This window comes from Paenibacillus sp. Soil724D2, assembly GCF_001427935.1.
Classification (GTDB): Bacteria; Bacillota; Bacilli; order Paenibacillales; family NBRC-103111; genus Paenibacillus_E.
Genome location: NZ_LMRY01000045.1, coordinates 610,666 through 632,636 on the forward strand (window position 1 = coordinate 610,666; position 21,971 = coordinate 632,636).

21 protein-coding genes are annotated in these 21,971 nt (G+C 44.0%); 5 read left to right on the forward strand and 16 right to left on the reverse strand.

The window, feature by feature from the left end; genetic code table 11:
* The first annotated feature begins 191 nt into the window (after nt 1-191).
* A complete protein-coding gene (locus tag ASG85_RS29395; RefSeq protein ID WP_063860410.1) occupies nt 192-1,460 on the forward strand; it encodes an ATP-binding protein in 1,269 nt (422 codons plus the stop codon).
* Here the strand turns inward: ASG85_RS29395 and ASG85_RS29400 are convergent.
* The 10 genes from ASG85_RS29400 to alaS all read right to left on the reverse strand — a co-directional run bounded on the left by ASG85_RS29400 (nt 1,446) and on the right by alaS (nt 13,335).
* On the reverse strand, nt 1,446-3,260 hold the full coding sequence (locus ASG85_RS29400; RefSeq protein ID WP_060648553.1) for a peptidoglycan D,D-transpeptidase FtsI family protein: 1,815 nt from the start codon (nt 3,258-3,260) through the stop codon (nt 1,446-1,448). The genes ASG85_RS29395 and ASG85_RS29400 overlap by 15 nt on opposite strands.
* A 146-nt stretch (nt 3,261-3,406) precedes the next feature.
* Complete coding sequence (locus tag ASG85_RS29405; protein ID WP_235549390.1) at nt 3,407-5,587, reverse strand: methyl-accepting chemotaxis protein; 2,181 nt, start codon at nt 5,585-5,587, stop codon at nt 3,407-3,409.
* Nucleotides 5,588-5,758: 171 nt separating this feature from the next.
* A complete protein-coding gene (locus tag ASG85_RS29410; RefSeq protein ID WP_060648554.1) occupies nt 5,759-7,042 on the reverse strand; it encodes a peptidase U32 family protein in 1,284 nt (427 codons plus the stop codon).
* A 26-nt stretch (nt 7,043-7,068) separates the two neighbouring features.
* On the reverse strand, nt 7,069-7,998 hold the full coding sequence (locus tag ASG85_RS29415; RefSeq protein WP_060648555.1) for a peptidase U32 family protein: 930 nt from the start codon (nt 7,996-7,998) through the stop codon (nt 7,069-7,071).
* A 46-nt stretch (nt 7,999-8,044) separates the two neighbouring features.
* Complete coding sequence (gene mltG / locus ASG85_RS29420; RefSeq protein ID WP_060648622.1) at nt 8,045-9,142, reverse strand: endolytic transglycosylase MltG; 1,098 nt, start codon at nt 9,140-9,142, stop codon at nt 8,045-8,047.
* A gap of 157 nt (nt 9,143-9,299) precedes the next feature.
* Entirely contained in the window at nt 9,300-9,596 is a 297-nt protein-coding gene (locus ASG85_RS29425; RefSeq protein ID WP_057306100.1) for a DUF1292 domain-containing protein, read from the reverse strand.
* Entirely contained in the window at nt 9,593-9,901 is a 309-nt protein-coding gene (locus ASG85_RS29430; RefSeq protein WP_057306101.1) for a DUF1292 domain-containing protein, read from the reverse strand. Before ASG85_RS29430 ends, ASG85_RS29425 begins: the two co-directional genes overlap by 4 nt.
* 6 nt (nt 9,902-9,907) lie before the next feature.
* The gene (gene ruvX / locus ASG85_RS29435) at nt 9,908-10,324 is read right to left on the reverse strand and encodes a Holliday junction resolvase RuvX (RefSeq protein ID WP_057306102.1); all 417 of its coding nucleotides are present in this window, start codon (nt 10,322-10,324) and stop codon (nt 9,908-9,910) included.
* An 18-nt stretch (nt 10,325-10,342) separates the two neighbouring features.
* Entirely contained in the window at nt 10,343-10,603 is a 261-nt protein-coding gene (locus ASG85_RS29440; protein ID WP_028555746.1) for an IreB family regulatory phosphoprotein, read from the reverse strand.
* Between the two features lie 113 nt (nt 10,604-10,716).
* Nucleotides 10,717-13,335 carry an alanine--tRNA ligase gene (alaS, locus tag ASG85_RS29445; RefSeq protein ID WP_060648556.1) on the reverse strand — a complete coding sequence of 873 codons (2,619 nt, stop codon included), beginning with the start codon at nt 13,333-13,335 and terminating at the stop codon, nt 10,717-10,719.
* 498 nt (nt 13,336-13,833) lie between these two features.
* On the opposite strand from alaS, the gene ASG85_RS29450 reads away from it, so the two are divergent.
* Nucleotides 13,834-14,079: a DUF3951 domain-containing protein gene (locus tag ASG85_RS29450; RefSeq protein ID WP_057306104.1), complete on the forward strand. Its 246-nt coding sequence runs from the start codon at nt 13,834-13,836 to the stop codon at nt 14,077-14,079.
* Nucleotides 14,080-14,283: 204 nt separating this feature from the next.
* On the opposite strand, the gene ASG85_RS29455 is transcribed toward ASG85_RS29450, so the two are convergent.
* From ASG85_RS29455 to cymR, 5 genes are all read right to left on the reverse strand, one after another.
* Nucleotides 14,284-15,354, reverse strand: a complete 1,071-nt coding sequence (locus ASG85_RS29455) for an AI-2E family transporter (protein WP_057306105.1) — start codon at nt 15,352-15,354, stop codon at nt 14,284-14,286.
* Between the two features lie 159 nt (nt 15,355-15,513).
* The gene (locus tag ASG85_RS29460) at nt 15,514-15,714 is read right to left on the reverse strand and encodes a hypothetical protein (RefSeq protein WP_200957476.1); all 201 of its coding nucleotides are present in this window, start codon (nt 15,712-15,714) and stop codon (nt 15,514-15,516) included.
* A gap of 10 nt (nt 15,715-15,724) precedes the next feature.
* Nucleotides 15,725-16,246 (reverse strand): PRC-barrel domain-containing protein, encoded by a 522-nt coding sequence (locus tag ASG85_RS29465; RefSeq protein WP_057306106.1) that lies wholly within the window; start codon nt 16,244-16,246, stop codon nt 15,725-15,727.
* A gap of 28 nt (nt 16,247-16,274) precedes the next feature.
* On the reverse strand, nt 16,275-17,423 hold the full coding sequence (locus tag ASG85_RS29470) for a cysteine desulfurase family protein (protein ID WP_057306107.1): 1,149 nt from the start codon (nt 17,421-17,423) through the stop codon (nt 16,275-16,277).
* A gap of 9 nt (nt 17,424-17,432) precedes the next feature.
* Nucleotides 17,433-17,852, reverse strand: coding sequence for a cysteine metabolism transcriptional regulator CymR (gene cymR / locus ASG85_RS29475; protein WP_029196904.1), 420 nt, complete (start codon nt 17,850-17,852; stop codon nt 17,433-17,435).
* 311 nt (nt 17,853-18,163) lie between these two features.
* Between cymR and mnmA the strand changes: the two genes are divergently transcribed.
* The 3 genes from mnmA (at nt 18,164) to ASG85_RS29495 (ending at nt 20,562) form a co-directional block, all read left to right on the forward strand.
* Nucleotides 18,164-19,252: a tRNA 2-thiouridine(34) synthase MnmA gene (gene mnmA / locus ASG85_RS29485; RefSeq protein ID WP_060648557.1), complete on the forward strand. Its 1,089-nt coding sequence runs from the start codon at nt 18,164-18,166 to the stop codon at nt 19,250-19,252.
* Between the two features lie 39 nt (nt 19,253-19,291).
* Nucleotides 19,292-19,984, forward strand: a complete 693-nt coding sequence (locus tag ASG85_RS29490) for a hypothetical protein (protein WP_060648558.1) — start codon at nt 19,292-19,294, stop codon at nt 19,982-19,984.
* A gap of 188 nt (nt 19,985-20,172) precedes the next feature.
* Nucleotides 20,173-20,562 carry a DUF3889 domain-containing protein gene (locus ASG85_RS29495; protein ID WP_060648559.1) on the forward strand — a complete coding sequence of 130 codons (390 nt, stop codon included), beginning with the start codon at nt 20,173-20,175 and terminating at the stop codon, nt 20,560-20,562.
* On the opposite strand, the gene ASG85_RS29500 is transcribed toward ASG85_RS29495, so the two are convergent.
* Entirely contained in the window at nt 20,557-21,876 is a 1,320-nt protein-coding gene (locus ASG85_RS29500) for a replication-associated recombination protein A (protein WP_060648623.1), read from the reverse strand. The two genes, ASG85_RS29495 and ASG85_RS29500, sit on opposite strands and share 6 nt — an antisense overlap.
* Between the last annotated feature and the right edge of the window lie 95 nt (nt 21,877-21,971).

A 21,971-nucleotide genomic window follows, 5' to 3' on the forward strand; every position in this document is an offset into this window, starting at 1 on the left:
CGATACAAGCCTTTGCTGCAATAAAGAGCATGTACAAAAAGAGAAACATTTTTCCTGAAAAATGGATATACAGCAAGTTTCCGTCAGAACTTGTCAAAAAACATCAAAATTTTGGAAAGAAATCAAAGGAATTTTAAGTTTTCTGTCGAAATAAAAATAAACCCAAATTTTTAATTAAGTAGGCGAGATCCTTGAATGTAATTGACGACTTACTACTCAATATACTAGCATTAACACTCCCCATCTTGCTTCGTCATATTTTAGTGTTGGATCGACCCGGTCCCTTCCGCTTTAATGTTTCAAATCGAGCATTTATTGGGCTCATTTGTTCACTAGCAGCCATATTCAGCATGTCTCATCCCTTTTTCACAACAACAGGCAACAATTTTGATCTGCGCACAATCCCCGTACTGATTGCTTTCCTTTATGGCGGCATACGTTCAGGACTGGTAGTCTCCGCAATTATTCTAGCCTATAGCTACTATGTCGACGGTTCTGATTTTTTATGGATTGTTACGTTGTCCGCTCTGCTTGTACCCTTCATCTTAGCTTTCATTGCACTTAGCAATTGGAAGCACCTTACCCCCAAAGTGATGTTTCCAAGTCTTCTTGCTTTTATTAGTGCTCTAGCAACCTTCTGTATGACGATGCTTTATCGCATAGTTTCGAATGTACCCGTGGATAAAAGCTTTCTACTATATGGCTTAATGTTCTGTATGGTTCAAATGCTGACGATGTGGATGTTAACCTATTTAATTGTTCGTATTAGTGAAAATGTAGCGATGCGCCAAGAAGTCCAGCGTTCCGAAAAGCTGAATGTGTTAAGCGAATTAGCTGCTTCTGTCGCCCATGAAATTCGCAACCCCATGACAGTTGCCCGCGGCTTTATGCAAATACTTAGCCAGTCTGAAGTGACAGAAGAGAAGAAACGCATCTATACGACCATGGTTATTGAAGAAATCGACCGAGCACAAAGCATTATAACGGATTACTTATCCTTCGCTAAACCGCAAGCCGAGAAGCTTGAAAAGGTGGATGTGTCCACCTTATCTCTCAAATTAAGCAATCTCATAAATCCTTACGCGTCAATGCGCGGTGTAGAAATTCTTATCGATATGGAGTCTTCTCTTATGGTAAATGCCAACAGCGAGAAAATGATTCAATGCTTAGTTAATTTAACGAAAAACGGCATCGAGGCTATGCCCAGCGGAGGTACTCTGCAAATAACAGGCTTCAAGAAAAACGCTAAGGTTATTTTACAAATTAAAGATAACGGTGTTGGCATGACTCCAGAGCAGGTGAACCGTCTCGGAACACCCTTTTATTCTACGAAAAATAAAGGCACCGGTCTTGGCATGATGGTCTCCTATAGAATCATCAAAACATTTGGCGGACTCATTGAAGTAACAAGCCAGCCAGACCAGGGAACCTGCTTCACGATTTCATTACCTGCCGTCTGAATCACTTGCCAAAATATCCATAATCCCTTTGAACAACGGAATGGACTTATTGCTCTCGGTTGGATCCATGTTCTTAACAACAACAGAAACGGCATATTTCGGTGAATCAACAGGTCCATAACCAATAAACCACTGATTCACCTTTTCTTGCTTGCCTGTCTCAATTTGTGCCGTACCGGATTTCCCAGCCAGCTTCCATTTGGCATCCTTTAAGCCTTGTCCTGTTCCTTCGGTTACCACTTCCCTCATCCAGTTTACTAATGTACGACTGGTTGCTGCTGAAACCCGCCCCGCCTCAGAATCTAATAATTGAACTGGAAATTTCTCCATCACACGATCCGTCTGATAACGAATTTCTTGTACTACTCTTGGTGAATAGCCCTTTCCACCATGCAGCAAGGTAACGACCATATTAGACGCCTGCAAAGGGGTCATCCTGACATCTCTTTGGCCAATGGCCGTTTGCATCAGCACTCCCTCATCGTTATGCGGGGTATGGGCTCCAAATAGCTGTCCTTGCTCCTCCGTATCCAATTGATGGAGGATTTGTTCGCTATCCGTCTTCCCCGTCCAGCCCACTTCATCCAATACACCAAGCTTATGTGCATAGCTTTCCAACTCAGCAGGTGTCAACCGCTGCATTACTCTGGCAAAGACAATATTGCAGGATTGCGCATAGCCCTGCTCTAAAGTTAATGGCCCATGTCCGTCTCTTCTCCAGCACGTAAAGCCATATTTCCCAAGAGCGCCTTCACAATTGAAAGTTTCTTTGGGATCAACGATTCCTTTATCCAATGCGGCTGCGGCTACAACTGTTTTGAAAATCGAGCCAGGCGCTGTGGCCTTGAGCGCATAATTGCTCCAGTTATTGCTAGCCAGATCGACTTCTGTCTGATCAAAGTTAGGTCTGCTCGCCATCGCGACGATATCGCCTTGTGCCACTTCCTGAACAACAGCTGCACCTTCACGAATATTTAGCTTATCCATTAGGTTTTCAATTCGTTGCTGCACGCTTAAATCCAGTGTTGTCACTAATTTGACTGGATAGAAGGTATTATCGGGTGCAATCATTCGGGCATCTAGGCCAGCTAGCGGTCTTTTTCCTGCGTCTGTAAAATAAGAGATTGACGTCTCACCAATGCCTCGAAGCCACAGATCGAACGTTTTCTCCAGTCCTGCACCTCCGATTTTCGAGGTTAGCGCAACCTTTCCTTTCTCCAGATCAGCACCGTAGATACTCATCACTCTATCCGGATTTTGCCCAATAAACCCGATCAATTGGCGAGCTGTCATGCCTGACGGATAGCGATCTTCCATCTTCACGACTTTCAAAAAGGGCAAGCCGAGGGCATTAATTTGCTCCTCCTGTTGATCGCTTAACATGACTGGTTTCCCACCCTCAGCAGTGCGCCACACTTGCGGCTCTTTCAAATCACGAGAGAATGCAAGCCATTGAACCGTATTCGTCCTCAAAATGCTAGCGAGCTGGTTTATTTGCTGAGGATTACCTTGATAGTCGCTATTAATAGGAAACGCCACTAGAGCTTTAATGATTTTCCCCGTCATCGGCTTTAAATCACGGCCTAAGATTTCTCCACGGCCGCTTTCCAACACAAGGGCCCGCTGCCTTTGTACGACTGAGTTTTTGACCAAATTAACCCCTCGTGAGGAGTAACTTTCCGTCGTGGCAATTTGTATCCAAAAAAGCTTGCCAACGATCCCTATAAACAAGAGTAAGATCGTGAGCAGAACAAGAAAGATTCGGCGTTTCTCTAAAGACGATAATGGTTTAATCCTCATGCTCCTGACTCCTTCTAACTAACGATAACTGCTGTTGCTTTCAGTATCGTCATTCCTGCTCATGGTCAAACTGCCCGCTCCACGTTAATGCTCAATAAAAAAATCCACCCTCCTAAATGGAGAGTGGACAACGTATTCTATGATACTTATACTTCGAATTTGGATAAAGTGTCGTTAAGCGATTTGGACAACTGATCCAGCTTGTCCGATAGTTTGACTAAACCGTCGCTGATGCTAAGCTGTTCTGAGCTCAAAGATGCAACTTCTTCCGATGTAGCTAGAGATTCCTCCGCTACCGCGCTTACATTCGTCATTGCATCGGAAAGTACAACTTGTGATTGCTCCAATGTGGAGATCGAATCACTTACCGTGCTTAGTTGCGTAATGAATCCACCCATGTGGTTCGTTACTTGTTTGAAGATGGTGTCGGCTTCTTTAACAGCTAATATTTGTTCTTGGAAAATTGGTGTAGCCGTCGAAAGCACTTTCACCGTCTCATCGATTTCTTTCGTGATGGTTTCTGTAATTTGACCTACGACATCAATAGATTGTCTGGATTGATCCGCTAGTTTTCGAATCTCATCTGCAACCACCATGAAGCCTTTACCAGCTGCACCGGCGCGTGCGGCCTCAATTGTCGCATTCAAAGACAAAATATTCGTTTGCTTCGTCATATTATTCAGAACATCCAGGATCTTACGAATCGAACGAGTACTGTCTTTCAAATTATCGACTTTATCAACCATCGAGCGGATCATTTCCTCCGTCAGGTTCGTTTTCGAAATAAGTTCAGTCATATACTTCGTTCCTTGCTCGCTGGAGCTTTGAACATCAGCAGCAGCTGTTCCCATCTCGAGGTTCGCTTCGATGACCTGCTTCATTTGCTCGCCAATATGATAAGTCAACTCATTGCCTCTCTCAGACTCCGTCGCCAATCCTCCAGCACCATTGGAAATCTCATCCGTCGCCACTGCAATTTCTCTTGCAGCTGTAGCCGTTACCTTAGAGGAATTCGTTAATTCTTGTGCTGTTTCGAAAACAGCTTGGGCAGAAGTACTTGTTTGTTGAACCAAGGTTGTAATCTGCTGCATCATCAAATCAAAGCTGGCACCTAGTTGTCCAATTTCATCTTGCGTTTTGTAGTTCGCACGCACGGTAAGCTTTCCTTTAGCACCTTGCTGCATCAAATTACGAAGATTAATCAGAGGACGTCCGATCATTCTAGCTACGAATAATCCGATTAGTACAGCAGCAATAGCCGCGAACAAGGCGATTAGAAGTGTATAATTGAAGATTTTCTTAGCATCCTTCACAAGTGAGCTCACAGGTATATCGCCAACTAGATTCCAGCCGGATACAGCTGATTTATAATAAGCAACCAAGTGATCGTCTTTTGTTGTAAAAGAACCGTGTTCTTCATCTAACTGTTCTTTCGTTAATTTGACGGCAGAATCTTTTTCTAATTCCGAGATTTCTTTATTAGCTATGTATTTATTTTCTGCATTCGTAATGACAACCTTACTATCATCACCTAATGACATTCCAGTTAGCTCTTTTGTTAGAAGATCTGTATTAAGCTCAATCAGAAGAATGGCTGATGTGGAATTCGTAAGTGTATTTCTCATCACACGACCAATGGCAAATGTATTGGACGAGCTGCTGGAATACCCTTTGACCCTACTATCTAACCAAGTCACTTTTCCACCGTTCTCAACAATCTTCTTAAACCAATCATTAGTGCTTGAATTGTCGCTAAATGCAGTTCCTCCAGAACCGGTAATGACAATCAGTTTACCATCAGGTTTGTAAAGATGAAGCGTTTTAATTGCTTTGTTCGAGAAAGTCACCACATTCAATTTCTCTGTCAATTGACGAGTAACGTCAAGAGCTTCGTAAGAGGATGGATCTAAGGTAGGAATTGACCCAAGCAAATCCTGCAGTTCCTTGTTAAGCATAATTTGCAGAGATACTTCATCAAAAGTTTGATAAAGGAAATCTAATTTTTGCCCCGCCTGCGTTACGGTTTGAAGACTGGATTCAGACACTTTATTCTTAATCACATTTTTCGATACCGAGTAAGAAATCAGACCCACAGTGATGACGAAAAAAAGAATGCTTACAAAAAACATTAAAAACAGCTTCATACCTACGGATTTTACGGGGTTTTCTACCTTGACTTGTTTCATTTCTTTAAAAGCAATCGAACCCATTTGTTTAGATTTCTTGCTTGCCACGCCAACAATACGCCCCCATGGAACATTACGAATTGCTTGAACTACTTTGTCTAAAATACTTTGAAGTTTCTCTTTCATTTTGTTCACCGCCATTAGTTTCTACTTCCTACGAATACCATACTTTTGAACTAGAATGTAAAGGGTTCACTTTACGTTTTTTAATAATTTCGACATAGTTTACCATTATCCTTCAAAATCCGATCTAAAATAATAAAAAAGAAACTTCCTCCAATATAACTGAGTCTGGAGGAAGTTTCCATGGTACTATTTTCCTGTTTTCTTTCGCATCATATCCCATTTTTTTACAGGTTTGTCCGTTTGTAATTTAACCAATTGAAGCGGATGTCTAGCTGCATCTAATTCTTGGCCATCTTCATTGCGTATAATGCCAACCTTTTGCTTAAAATGCGTACCATCCGGCCCGAAAAATTCAATTTCTTGGCCAGGCTTGAAATGATTTCTTTGTTGTATGAGCGCCGTGCCCGATTCAGCATCATACCCCATAACTAGACCAACAAAATCAAATCCAACGACTTTATCTTCTGGCTCAAAAATATGATCCTCATGCCCAGGCGCCTCATAGAAGAAGCCGGAGTTCAAAGGTCGGTTTGCCGCTTTATATATTTCATCCTGCCATACAGGGTTGACCTCGAAATGCTCCGGATCGGCAAAGTAAGCATCAATCGCTTGGCGGTAAGCATTAACAACCGTAGCCACATAATGAATGCTCTTCATCCTGCCCTCAATCTTGAAGCTGTCTACGCCCGATTCGATCATCTCAGCAATATGTTCAATCATGCTCAGATCCTTCGATCCCATTGTGAAAGCATCATCCTCATCGCCAAACATTGGCAAATCCGTGGCCAAAGGAGCAGAAAGAGGTTGATCCTTGGCAAATAAATCGTACTTCCAACGACATGATTGCGAGCAGCCGCCACGATTCGAATCTCGGTCTGTGAAATGATTAGAAAGCACGCATCTGCCCGAGTACGAGCTGCACATAGCCCCATGTATGAAGGCTTCAATCTCTACATCGACATGAGCTTTAATCTCATCGATTTCTTCCATGCTGACTTCGCGGGCTAGAACAACTCGCTCAATACCCTGGTCTTTCCAAAACTTCACGGTTTGCCAGTTCATCACAGATTGCTGTGTGCTCACATGAACTTCCAGCTTTGGAGCTACTCTTCTGCATGTCTCCATAATAATTGGATCAGCTGCAATAATAGCAGAAATCCCAACCTCTTGAAGTCCTCTCAAATAATCATCAAGGCCTTCTATATCCTCATTATGAGCGTAAATATTCGTTGCTACGAATACTTTTGCCCCATATTGATTGGCAAACTCTACGGCTTCGCGCATTTCCTCCAGTGAAAAGTTATCCGCGTTTGATCGGAGACCATACTTCTGACCACCGATGTAAACCGCATCCGCTCCGTAATGAATCGCAAATTTTAGCTTCTCTAAATTGCCTGCCGGAGCCAGTAATTCCGGCTTGTTAAGCCTAACACGCTTTCCTCTAGCTCGGGCTTCTATGGCTGTCGTCATCACGATAACGCACCTTCTTTCATCTATCAATATACCTGTTCTTTGTAGAAAAACCCATATGACAATTCACGTTCAGGATCTTGCAGCTTAACGATCACATCCAACCATTCCTGTTGAAAGCTATATCCCTCAGGATCAGCTGCATAAGCATCGATTACAGCCCGATAGCTTCTCACAACTGTTTCGTTATACAGAGCAGATTTCAAAAGACCTTCGATTTTCAAGCTATCTATTTGACCGTCCATAAGCTCGGGTAAATTTTCCAACATACATATATCTTCGGAACTCATGATGTGCGTGCCATTACTATCTTCGTATACAGGGTAACGCTGATCACGTCGTTCATGTTCAATGAGAAAAAGCCCCCGCTCCAAGGAACGATCCTGAATAGCTGCATCTTTTCCTTGGTGCTCGATATAATTCTTCACTAGCTCACGCTTAGAGTGATAAATATTGGTGATGCCATGTACTTGTACTTCAACAGCCAACTCGGCATGCTCTTTAAAAGCCAAAACCTGCTCCATATTCAGTTCTCTAGCCAGGACCACACGGGTAGCTCCTTGCTTAGCCCAATAGTTCGCAGTCGCGTAATTAGTTGAGGTCATCTCTGCATTCCAGTGTAGCGCTAGCGGCTCAGGTAAGCTACGGACAGTCATAAGTACCGCGGGATCACCGAAAATGACAGCATCCACACCGTATTCCTGTAATTTAGCTAAATAATCAAACAGCCCTTCAAGGGCATTATTGTCGAAAATATTGTTTACAGCAACATATACTTTAGCCTTCTGTTCATGTGCCCAGGACACAGCTTCCTGCATCTCATCCAGTTTCACTTCTCCCGGCAGACGCATGCCGTAGCGCGCTTCGCCAATAATAACCGCATCTGCGCCTGCTTCGATCAATCTTTTCAGTTCTGCCACAGTGCTGCAGCTTACTACTAACTCTGGTTTTTTCAATTGCTTACCCTACCTTCTGTCAGCTTCCTATCATAAGTTCGTACTACTAATTCGCAGCCTTCTTACTTTCTGCAATATTCTTCTTATGCTCTTCAAAAGTTTCTGCGAATAAATGCCCTTTGGTCCCATCCTTCTTTGTTACGTAAAATAAATACTTCGTCTCTTCCGGATAAATAGCAGCTTTCATCGAGGCTAAGCTCGGACTCGCGATCGGTCCCGGCGGTAAACCTGTGTTTAGATACGTATTATAAGGACTTTGTATTTGTAGATCCTTCTCCAGCAATCTTTCTTTGGACTTATCGAATAAATATTGCACGGTTGCATCAATTTGCAGGGGCATATTCTTCTTCAACCGGTTCTGGATAACGCCGGAAACAAGTGCACGCTCTTCGTTTACAACCACTTCACGTTCAATTAAAGAGGCAATCGTCAACATCTGGTGTACGTTAAGTCCGCGCTCCTTCAGCTTGTCCTTCCAGTCTGGTGGAAGTGTCGCCAGCTTCTTATCCAGCTGCTGCAGTGTTCGCTCAATGAAATCTTGTTCCGTGGAGTCCTTCTTAAACTCATACGTTTCTGGGAACAGATACCCTTCGAGACGGTGCTTGATGCTTTTATTATCAGGAATCGTTGCGATCGTATCCCCCTTCAACCCAGCTGGAGCATCCGCCATCTGTAGAAAAACTTCCTTTTTCCAAGGAGTCTGCTCACCTAATTTCGCTGCAATCTGATCAATGGTATAGCCCTCAGGGATCGTAATACGAATGACTTCTTCCTTCACGGTCTCCCCTTTATTCAGCTTATTAATCATTTCTTCGAATGTCATGCCCGGTTTCATACTGTACTCGCCTGCTTGAAGTTTGGAGCCCTGTTTCTTCACCTTTAAATAATACGTAAAAACCGAAGAATTTTTAATAAGTCCCTTCATTTCAAGCTCCTTAGCGATTTGCAAAGACCCGGCGCCTTGCGGGATTGAAACCCTTACTTCTTGCTCTGTAGCAGCTACAGGCTGAAGAGCACTCGCGATATACAATCCGATGCCGCCTGCAGTTCCAATGATAATGAGAAGCAATAATCCAATGACAAGAAGGATGAGCTTAAGCTTACTTCGTCTAGGCTTATTCTGTTCATTCTCTTGTTCAAGCATGTTGTTCACAAAAATCCTCCTAAGAGTTTTGCTTTAGCAAAACTGACTTCGTAAGCATTGGCTTTAGAGTTTTCGTAAGAAAACTGACTTCGTAAGCATTTGTATACCCCAAAGCAAACAAAAACGAGCGGATGCGCTCCGCTCGGTTGTATGCTTCTTACAATTCATCCTGTTCTGGAAATACCATCTCGTCATAGAGCTCTGAAACGGTTTCCCATTCCTCGTCATCCTCGATGGTTTCCAATTCATACTGTCCGTCGCTATCTGTCGTCACTCGGAAAACAGCAACCTCGTCTTCCTTCTTGAGTTCATCGGATTGCAGAACAGCATACGTATAATTTCCATAAACGAATTCTTTAAGAAGATGATACACCGTTGATTCATTTTGCTCATCAAACAAAATAATATCATCCCCGTAAGTTTTGCGCAATACGTCAGAAGGCGTCGTACTCATGCTTCTTCTTCCTCATCGAATTCTGCCATTAAAGTATTGAATGTTTCTTCAACAATATCCCATTCTTCTTCATCATCGATGGTGAACAGCTTTAAATCCTCGCCGTCATCATCCTCTTCATAGCGAAATGCGTACACTTCATCGGATTCTTCATCTCCGCCGTCTGTAGGCACTACCATCATGTACTTCTTGTCAGAACCGTCCACTTCGAATTTCATGATAACCTCGAACTCTTCTTCGTTGCCTTCATCGTCCGGGATGTAAATGATTTCTGGTTGTTCTTCATGCAATTCTTCTTTGGACATATTCGTTCACCTCTTCATATTGGCATCCATGTACCCTTGCAGAATGAGCTGTGCGGCCATTTTATCAATAACCAACTTGCGTTTCTTCCGACTCACATCAGCTTCTAGCAGTGTGCGTGTCGCAGCTACGGTCGTTAACCGCTCATCCCACAAGTGTACAGGTACACTTAGTTTTTGCTCTAATTCTTGCGAAAATGCGATTGCAAGCTCGCCGCGTGGCCCTATTGTATTGTTCATATTCTTGGGTAAGCCTACAATGATTTGAGTAACACCATACTCTTTGACAATGGCCTCCAGCCGAGCGATGTCTTCCCCAGGCTTACGACGATGTATGACTTCAAGCCCTTGAGCCGTCCAACCAAGCTCGTCGCTCATCGCTACACCAATCGTCTTGTCCCCATAATCCAAGCCTATCCATCTCATGCCGGTTCTCTTTTCCTTCTATTTGTGTTGACCCAGATAAGCACGAACTAATTCTTCAATGAGTTCGTCCCGTTCCCGTTTACGAATGAGGCTCCGAGCATTGTTATGCCGTGGAATATAGGCAGGATCTCCGGAAAGCAAGTATCCGACAATCTGATTGATCGGATTATACCCTTTTTCCTGAAGAGCATCGTACACCGCTAATAACACGTCTTTGGGCGATGTCTCTATTTCTTCTGCCTTTACGTTAAACTTCATCGTTTTATCCATGGAACTCATCAGGAGCACCTCACTTTCCTTGTGATACCATTTGTGAAATATTTGAAAATCAATCCATGTATACTGGTTATATTCTCTATGGGTTTAAAAATTCCTGTCCCACAGAAAAATAATTATGAAAATTGGGAAAGAAGTCCTTCAACTCCGGACAATGCAGCTTGCAATTTGGAGGCATCCTTACCGCCTGCTTGCGCCATATCCGGGCGACCGCCTCCGCTACCGCCAACAGCCTGTGCCACTTCTTTAATGATTTTGCCGGCGTGGAAGCCTTTAGCCACAAGATCAGGCGTGACAGCAGCTACCAAATTGACTTTGTCATCAGCAACTGCGCCGAGTACGATAACAGCGGAACCTAGCTTCGTCTTCATCTCATCCACAATATTACGAAGTGAATCCATATCCGCCGCATTGACTTGTGCAGCCAGCACCGAAACTCCTGCTATTTGCTTCACTTGGTCTGTAAGAGAACCCGCTTCGATCCGCCCAAGTTTGCTCCGCAGCGACTCGTTTTCACGCGTCAGTTCCTTCACTTGTTGAAGTGTAGCTTCCACTCGTTTCGGTACATCTTGAACATTTGATTTGAGCAAGCCTGCGGATTCTTTCAGTAAATGTAATTGCTGGTCAAGGTATTCATACGCACTGCGGCCAGACACGGCTTCGATCCGACGAACACCTGAACCGATACCGGACTCGCTAACGATTTTGAATAAGCCAATTTGACCCGTATTCTGAACATGGCAGCCGCCGCACAGCTCTAAGCTGTAATCGCCAACTTGCACAACGCGAACGATATCACCGTACTTCTCACCGAATAAAGCCATTGCTCCCATTGCCTTTGCGTCAGCGATTGCTTTGAGTGAAATATCCACATTCGTGTTGTTCCAAATCTGACGGTTCACACGCTGCTCAACATCCTGCAGCTCTTCGCTGCTAATGCTTCCGAAATGCGAGAAGTCAAACCGCAAACGGTCAGGTTCAACCAAAGACCCCGCTTGGTTAACATGCGTTCCAAGTACTTCCTTAAGCGCTTTGTGCAGCAAATGTGTAGCTGTGTGGTTCTTAATAATGTCTCCACGTTCCGCAGCAGCAACAATAGCTTCTACCGAATCACCTTTGCGAAGAACACCCGACACAACTAGAACTTTGTGAACGTGCTGTCCATGTGGCGCTTTGATAACATCTTCAACCTTCAATGACACTTGGTTACTTCGAATTATACCATAGTCACTTACCTGACCACCGCTTTCAGCGTAGAAAGGAGTCCGATCCAATACGACCTGACAAGTCTCACCAACCCCGACAATGTCAACGAGTTCATTCTCATGAACGATCGCCACGATACTAGCAGTAACTACCAATTCATTATAACCAACAAATTCGCTTTTAATCGTCAATTCAGACAGCGGTCCGCCTTGCACCTTCATGCCGCCTTCTTTATGACTGGCCGCTCTAGCACGGTCACGTTGTTCCTGCATGGAAGCATCAAATCCGGCACGGTCAACCGTTAAACCCTTCTCAGAAGCAAAATCTTCGGTTAAATCGAATGGGAAGCCATACGTATCATACAGCTTAAAAGCATCCGGTCCGCTAATCTGATTCGTACCCGCTTGTTCTACCATCTCAGCCAGAATGATCAAGCCGTCGCTTAACGTTTCATGGAAACGCTCCTCTTCGGTTCGGATCACCTTCTCGATAAATTCTCGTTTATCTACAACTTCCGTGTAGTAAACGCCCATTATTTCTCCAACGGTTGGTACGAGCTTATGCAGGAACGGCTTATCAAGTCCAAGCACTTTTCCGTACCGTACTGCGCGGCGCAGCAATCGGCGGATAACATAACCGCGTCCTTCATTAGAAGGCAGAACGCCATCACCAACTGAGAAAGCAACAGTACGGATATGGTCAGCGATGACTTTGAGTGCAACATCGTGTTCTTCGTTCACATGGTATTTCACACCTGTAAGCTCACATGTTTTATCAATAATCGGCTTGAACAAATCCGTGTCAAAGTTTGAGTCCACATCTTGCAAAATCGAAGCAAACCGTTCTAATCCTGCTCCAGTATCAATATTTTTGTTAGGAAGCGGTGTATAGCTGCCGTCCTTATTATGGTTGAATTGCGTAAACACGAGGTTCCAAACTTCTAGGAAACGCTCATTCTCTCCGCCTGGCCAGCATTCCGGATCTGCCAAATCACCGTATTTATCACCGCGATCATAGAAAATCTCTGTACAAGGACCACACGGACCCTCACCGATATCCCAGAAATTGTCTTCTTTGAGCTTATAAATACGCTCTTCGGGAATACCAATTTGTTTGTTCCAAATTTCAAAAGCTTCTTCATCATCTTCATGTACAGTGACAGAAATACGATTCGGATCAAAGCCGATCCACTGCGGATCCGTCAAAAACTCCCAAGCCCAAGGAATGACTTCTTTTTTAAAGTAGTCTCCGATCGAGAAATTCCCCAGCATCTCAAAGAACGTATGATGTCGGCGTGTTTTACCTACATTCTCAATATCGTTGGTACGAATACATTTTTGAGCATTTGTAATTCGCGGATTTTCGGGAATTTCGCGTCCATCTAAATACGGCTTTAAAGGAGCAATCCCTGCATTAATCCACAAGAGTGAGGGGTCATTATGTGGGACGAGTGATGAACTTGGCTCTATCTTATGCCCTTTACTTGCAAAGAACTGTAACCACTTGGAACGAATTTCACTTGCTTTCATCTTTTTCAAGCCTCCATATTTATCAATTGTTCGAAAAACAAACAAAAAACGCCCCTGTAACATACAGGGACGAATAATCGCGGTACCACCCTGGTTATTGTGTTCGGCCAACCCTCGCTTATAGCAAGAGGAAACAAACGCAATCTCCTTGTGCGGATCTGTAACGGGTCCAACCGGTGGAGTTCATCCACACTCCGAAACGAGCTTTGGGCCATCCTAACACCGAAAGGTTCTCTCAGCCACTACTCGCAGTATCACTGCTCTAGCGGAACCTTCTCTCTGACGATGGACTATGGCTTACTTAAGTTTCATCAACGCTTTGAATTCAGATATAGATAAGGCAAATTATAACTATATGCTAGTACCCTGTCAATATTCATGAGCAGCTTTCGGCTTGAATTCCATTCCATGTAACGAATATTAGTGGAACCAAACCTTTAGGGGAATCGTATGTAACGTAAGTTCGTCTCTTTTAGTTGATTCTCGGAGGTGTTTCAATTGGATTTCTCAACCCTCATCCTACTTGGGTTAATCGTACCCATCTTTGTATTAGTTATTTACATCATGACCAAGACGCTCATCAAAAAGGAAATACCCGATAGCCGTTACAATCCTTTTGACTATATAACAGGTCAAACTCGCGTAGAATTTCAAGAACAAAAAGAACAAAAAGAAGAGAAGGACGACCAAGGCGACGACAAGGATAAAAATTTAAAAATCATAGTTGACAATCATTCTCATTGAAAGTATACTGATTTTAATGATAATGATTTTCATTATCGAACCAAGACATATGGTAAGAATTCGTATACTTATTCCGTAGCCCATTCGTTGGTTTACGCATGGCCACACCTTTCATATCCTCAACCCTCGTACAGAACCCCTCTGAACCATGATCCCGCAAGTCATGGCTCAGAGGGGTTCTGTGCGTCCACTTATAATGAAACCTCATGTCGTGGGCTTATGAACATAGTGAAGGAAAACATGTTGAATGATAACCTTCATGACGGCAAAGAAGGGTACAGCCAATATTAACCCCACAATACCCGCGACTTCCCCACCTACAAGTAATGCGAAAATGATAAACAACGGATGCATGTGCAGCGTTCTTCCTACCACCTGAGGAGAGATGACGTTGCCTTCGAGAATTTGTACAGCTAAATTAACGAGTGCGACAAATAACAACATTTTCAAAGAGATTGTTGAAGCCATAATGATTGCAGGCGCTGCTCCAAAAAAAGGCCCCAAGTAAGGAATAATATTAAACACCGCCACAACGCTAGCGAGCAGCAAGGCGTATGGCATGCCAATAAGCCAATACCCTAAATAGGCAAGAACTCCTATAATCACGCAAACTAACAGTTGGCCCCGGATATAATTGCCAAGAGCAGTGTCAATATCAATGAGCAATTTAATTGTTCTCTTACGATGCTCACGCGGCACAATAGCGAGGGCTGTTTTCTCAATAATTTGAAAATCCTTTAAGATATAGAAAGCAACGAACGGTACGATAAAAGCGATGAACAACGTATTGATGGTATTTCCAATCTGATTCATGTAGTTCGAGATAGCCATGGAAATGCTATTTTCCAGCTTCGTAAGTGAATGATTAAATCCATTGCGCACACTGTCGGGCAGCAGTTGGTTTTGATTAAACCCGTCCACAATCGACTGCGCACGCATAGCCATTTGCGGCATATGCTCATTGAGTTCCGCAATTTGGGACACAAACATCGGTGTCATATTCATGATAATAACGGTCAGAGAGGAGAGAAAGACACTATAAATAAGCAGAACAGCAATGGTTCTTGGCACTTTCCGTTGATTAAGAATATTCACGATCGGGTTTAAAATGTACGAAATAATCACAGCTATAAAAAATGGCGTTAAAATGGCTTTGATAAAGGTAAATACACTAAACATTATAGGCTTTATTTGCAGCAGCATATACAAGCTGGCCAGGATAAGTAGGAGGTAAACCAGCCCGACAAACCATTTATTTTTCGAAAAACGTTCCATTCTCTTCACCTCTGTTAATCCTTATAAACATATGCTCATACAGTATATGTACAACTCGTCCAAATTAACCCGTTAAATCATGAGCTAAACAAGAAAAAAACGCTACTCCTTAAGCGCCGCTGCGCTCAAAAAATAACGTTTTGTAACGTGTATTAACGATTAATTGGCATGTTCGTGGACTTGAGGAATTTCTTCCTCAAAAAATAAATCATCCAGAGAACTCAACGTACCATCTTCCTCTACTTGATATACGGACATTTTCTCTCCGTTAACACTGAGTTCGATAAAACAACCCCAGCAGTAGAATTGATGGGAACCGATTTTTCCAATATCTTTGGAATTACAGTTTGGACAACGCATAATGCTCACCCTATTCTTCTTTGGATACGAAGAGTTCTTCTACTTCCTGAGCGCAATGTACAGGCACTATGATGGCATCTTCCCCTTTGGTTGCCGCTGCCGGCATAGGAAGCCATCTACGCCCTTCCTTTAAATCAGAAATAAACCCTTCGGACAATTCATAACCTACTATTTGTTTACCCCAATTCTGGTTTAAATAAACATCTTCTACCACGCCTAATTTGTGCCCTCCCACCGTAATGACGGGAAGACCTTTAATTTTGCGGCTTCCTTCAAGAAAAGCATGGCACTCTTCCACATGCTCAAACTCGCGAATGACACTTTCGTTCGGTATGGTAATGGCATCCTCTCCGGCAGCAACGATTCCCTCCCACGGTATGTAACGTAAGGAGGAGAACCAATTCTTCACTTCGAGCATGATACCTCGTATGTTCCAATCAGGGCCTATCAACAAATCTTTAACTTGACCTATTTGTTTACCGGAATCTACCGTTAGAACGGGAAGTCCGATCAAATCATGCGCTTTGCGCAAGTTTTATTCCTCCTAGAACCACCCGGTACTATGTAGTACGCAACCGTTTGACAATGGTTGCAATTTTCTGGGCAGCTGTTTCGATTTGTTCTTTAGAATTCCCCATTCCAAAGCTAAATCGAACCGCGGAGGCTGTAACATTTTCTGGGAGCTTCATGGCTTGTAATACGTGCGATACTTCAAGTGAACCTGATGTGCATGCAGAACCGCTTGCGGCAGCCACTTCTTCTAAATCAAGATTCATAAGAAGTGTTTCTGTTGAGATACCTGGAAAGCTGATGTTCAGAATATGCGGGATACACTGTTCCTTGTGGCCATTAATTGTGAAGCTGTCAAAGCCTAATTGCTGTTCAAGAATGCTTATCATAAGCCCGCGAAGCTCTATGACTTTGGATTGCATGCTGTCCATCATCGGGAGAATAACTTCCACAGCTTTGGCAAAGCCTGCAATTGCCGCTACATTCTCCGTACCTGCGCGGCGCTTTCTCTCCTGAGAGCCGCCATACACGTGAGGCGTCAACCTCGTATTCTTCGATACAAATAATGCGCCTGCACCTTTGGGTCCGTATATCTTATGAGCCGAGAAACTCATTAAATCAACAGGAAGTTCACTAACATTCAGCGGCAACTTACCTAAAGCTTGCACCGCATCTACATGAAAAGGAATTTGCCGACTCCGCGCCAGATGACCTACTTGCTCGATCGGTTGAATCGTACCCACTTCATTATTCACATACATCATGGAAATAAGAGCTGTGTCAGGACGAATAGCCGCTTCTACATCTTCTATTTGAATAAGACCGGTCGGACCTACTGGAAGGTAGGTCACCTCGTATCCGAGGCTCTCCAATCGCTCACAGGGATGCAAAACAGCATGATGTTCGATCTCCGTCGTAATAATGTGCTTCTTGCCATCCTTGTTTGCATTCATGATCCCAAAGATTGCCATGTTATTGCTTTCGGTTCCTCCGCTTGTAAAAATAAGCTCAGCAGGTAAACAGCCTAACGATTTCGCCATAGCGTCACGAAACCGATTCAGTGCTGTTCTAGTTGCTCTGCCGAAGCTATGTGTACTCGAAGGATTCCCAAAAAGGGCTGTAAAAAATGGAAGCATTGCTTCCATAACTTCAGGATGCACGGGAGTAGTGGCTGCATGATCAAGATAAATGGGATTCATAGGACACCCTTAAATGTAAAACATGTAGTTGTCGTTCTTGCCTTGGTCTTCGAAAGAAATCAAGTTCGCAAGTGTTGTAGAATCTAACACATCCGCAATGCTATCGCGAATACGAATCCACAGATCACGCTTAGCCGGATCATCTTCCTCGGTAAAATCGACAGGACTAATGGGCCCTTCTAATACACGAATAACCTCGCCTGCTGTTACTAGTTCAGCGGATTTCGAGAGAATATATCCACCGTAAGCACCTCGAATACTTTTGACCAATCCTGCATTGCGAAGCGGAGCTACAAGTTGTTCCAGATAATGCTCAGAAAGCTGATGCTTTTCGGCAATACTTTTGAGTGAAGTCGGTCCTTCACCAAATCGATTGGCCAGCTCCATCATGATCGTTAAACCATAGCGGCCTTTTGTAGAAATTTTCAAAGTTACACCTCATTCAACATTATATGCCATCAAGGAGTCTGATCGATATTGCTAAAACTTCTGTTGCCTACCATCTATTTTATCCACGTTCAGACACTATGGTCTTCCCTATCTTGGTACACAGCGTTTCCATTTTTCGCAAAAACATTCCTAAACATCCGTATATCGTATATATGGTATCATAAATTCCTTCTTCTGTGGGGGAAAAACAATGACATTCTCATGAAATATTTTAATTTTGAACAATAGAGAGGTATAATAGTAAGAGTTTTTAAAAAAAGTCTCACAAGATAGAAAAGAGGTTCACAGCTATGAGTAAAAAAACACGTGTCATATTGGGAATGTCCGGAGGTGTCGATTCTTCGGTTGCCGCACTGTTGCTTAAGGAACAGGGCTACGAGGTTATTGGCATTTTCATGAAAAATTGGGACGATACCGATGAGTTTGGCCATTGTACCGCAGAAGAAGATGCAGAGGATGTTAGAAGAGTGTGCGATCAGCTCGACATCCCTTTCTATACAGTTAATTTCGAGAAGCAATATTACGACAAAGTTTTCGCCTATTTCTTGGACGAATACACCAAGGGCCGCACGCCGAATCCGGATGTGATGTGTAACCGAGAAATAAAATTCGGAGAATTGCTTCAGAAGGTCATTGAATTAGGTGGGGATTACATTGCAACAGGTCACTATGCACAAGTAAAAGAGCAAGATGGTGAATATGTGCTTTTGCGCGGGAATGATGCCAACAAAGATCAAACATACTTCCTTAACGTGCTCAACCAGCAGCAGCTGTCCAAAGCCATGTTCCCGATTGGCCACCTACCGAAACCAAAGGTTCGTGAAATTGCTGAAGCAGCAGGCCTAGCCACAGCTAAGAAGAAAGACAGCACGGGAATTTGTTTTATCGGCGAACGAGACTTTAAAGAGTTCCTCAGCCAATACTTGCCCGCTAAACCCGGCAATATGGTCGATATTCGTAACGGTGAAGTCAAAGGCCGTCACGACGGTTTGATGTACTACACCCTTGGCCAAAGACAAGGACTTGGTATTGGCGGATCAGGCTCAGGCGAGCCGTGGTTCGTTGTAGATAAAGATTTGGAAAGTAATCAACTGCTTGTTGTTCAAGGTGAGCAGTATCCAGGACTATATTCTAAGGGCTTAACAGCCACCGATGTGAACTGGATATCATCGAGCAGACCAGTGGGCGCGTATGCCTGCACAGCCAAATTCCGTTACCGTCAACCAGACCAAGGCGTAGTCCTTACGTTTATGGAGGATGGAACATGTGAAGTAGTCTTCGATAAACCTCAAAAAGCCGTAACGCCGGGGCAATCCGTTGTTTTCTATAATGGAGACGTATGTTTAGGCGGCGGAGTTATTGATAAAGTTCATAAATAAGTTTGATCGGCGGATATAGAAACGGAAAGGATGATCGTTTTGGTTAAAGTGAATGATGTTGATTGGAAAGCTGCTGCTTATGAGGATGTTACGAAGATCATGAAAGAGGTCGGTATTCTCCCTCTCTCTTCATTCATACCTAATCATCCTTCACTTGAATCTATAACTGTGCAGGAACAATGGCATACCGGGCTAGAGACAGATCCATGGTTATGGCGAGATCGTCTGCCTGGCGACGGCATTGCCGCTTATGGTCGCTTTTTTGCAAAGAAGCCAATGTTGATTTCTGCTGAGCTCTTTCCATTAATTAAAAATTTGTTAGACGAGCCTTATTCTGTTGAGGAGCGTTATGCCGATGGAGAACTTCCCAAATCAGCTGTCGAGCTTTTTCAAGCGGTTGAAGAGAATGAAGGCATCGATGTTAAGGAGCTCCGCTCCAAAACCGGGATGAAAGCCAAGGAGTCGAAAAATGAATTCGACCGCGCACTGATAGAACTACAAAGTAAGACAGATATCGTCATTGCTGGTATAAGCGAACGTCTGAATGCCAATGGTACCAAGAACGGCTGGAATAGCACCTGCTATATGACCGCTAAGCATTGGATGGAGCTTCATGGGATTAAGGCGAATACACTTCCAACTCCGGAAGCGAAAAACCAACTCAGAACGTTGCTTCAAGAACGGTTTAGTGCTGCCGCGGGTGTTTATTTAAGGAAGGTTTTTAAATTATAAGATGTGTGAGTTTCAGTATCGGAACGCAAAAAGGAAATGCATTCATAGGAGCCCTAAGGGCTCCTATTTCTGTTTTAGCACTGTCGCCAGCAAACCTATAATCTGGCATCTTGTAGAAATTTACCGTTTACCATTCAAGTATGCAGGCTTAATTCTAAGCACAGTATAATCGCGAAAGGTGTGAGCGAATGGATAGAATCTTAGCCGTACTTCTCATTATTTGGTTTGGTTGGTCTGGAAGTTTGATAGCAAGGGTAGAGGCAAGTGCAGAGACAAGAACAGAGATAAGTACAGAAGAAATTTTCGTAAAATATAAGCCAGTACAAGACCCTGAATATGCCAAGTGGAGCCGACTTGCCTTTCAAGAGGCTGGGAAACTCTACACTTTATTAGATTATAAATATTTAGGACGTTCAACTATTGCGCCGGGTGTTGCACAGCAGCAGTTTCGCTTTTGGGTAAGACATCATGGTGTCGAATTTCCACTAATTGTTTCGATTCGGTACGATCCTATTACAGAGAAGGTTTTCACAATCGATATGGAGCAAGAAAAAAGAGGGAACCTACCTATTTTATAAATTAGTAGGTGTCCCTCTTCTTTTATGCTGATTGAGCTTCATCTTTTCTTCTGTGCCCTGTTCACTAGCTGCAAAAATGATCTCATTTCGAATATCATCAGGTAAGTACTGCTGCTTCACAAAGTGTCCCGGATAATTATGGGGATACATATAGCCTTTATGTCCAAGCTGGTCAGCACCTTTATAGTGCGTATCACGAAGATGAAGCGGTACATTCGCCGATTTCACCTGGTCCATCAACTGTTCCGCACGAGAGATGGCCATCGGTATCGAATTTGATTTTGGACTCTCCACGGCGAATAAAATTGCCTGGGAAATGATGTACTTTGATTCCGGCCAACCAATCTTATGATAGGCGTCCATTGCCGTTACGGACTGCACCATCGCTTGCGGATTGGCAAGGCCGATATCTTCGCTGCAGGCGACGATAAGACGCCGCAGGAACGTCATAGGATCCATGCCGAGCTTCTCGACGGCATATAGGAACCAGAACAGCGCGGCGTCGCTGGATCCGCGCACGCTCTTGTGAAAAGCGGATAAGACGTCGTATTGCGTCGACTCGTCCGCTTTCACGATGGGGCGGCGGATCGACTCTTCCGCCACCTCAAGCGTAATCCGAACCGTTCCATCCGGTTCAGGTGAAGTCGTCAGCGCTGCAAGCTCCAGCGCGTTAAGGGAACGTCGGATGTCACCATTGGCCATCCGCGCAATATGCTCCAGCGCCTCCTCGTCTACGTGGAGGCGCATGAAGCCGAGCCCCTTCACAGGGTCGGCGATGGCTCTTCGCATGGCGATGAGCGCATGCTCCGCCGTGAGCGGCTCGAGCTGAAACAGCGTCGAGCGCGACAGCAGAGCCCCGTTCACATGGTGAAACGGGTTCTCTGTCGTCGCACCGATGAAGATGAGGATGCCCTGCTCTACGGCAGGAAGCAGCGCATCCTGCCGCGAGGTGTTGAAGCGATGCACCTCGTCCAAGAATAAGGTCGTCTTACGACCGTACATCGCTTTATTGGTTTTCGCTAGCTCGATAATCTCTCGCACATCTTTGACCGAAGCATCTACGGCGTTCAGCTTCATGAACTCACCCTGTGTTCGGTTCGCAATGATGTTGGCCAAAGTTGTTTTGCCTGTGCCCGGTGGGCCATAGAGCAAGATTGAGGTCACTTGATCGGCCTCAATCGCTCTTCTTAACAGCTTTCCTTTTCCGACGATTTGCTCCTGGCCAATGTACTCATCGAGCGATGTTGGCCGCATACGATCAGCTAACAGTTTTCCTGTTGGTTCTTGTGAAGAAGCATATGTAAACAAGTCCATAAGTAGTTTATCCTTTACTTTGCTTTGAAAGATATAAACTCTATTATAACCCGCATATGAAATCATGTCATGTTTTGTCAGTAAAAGATCCCCCT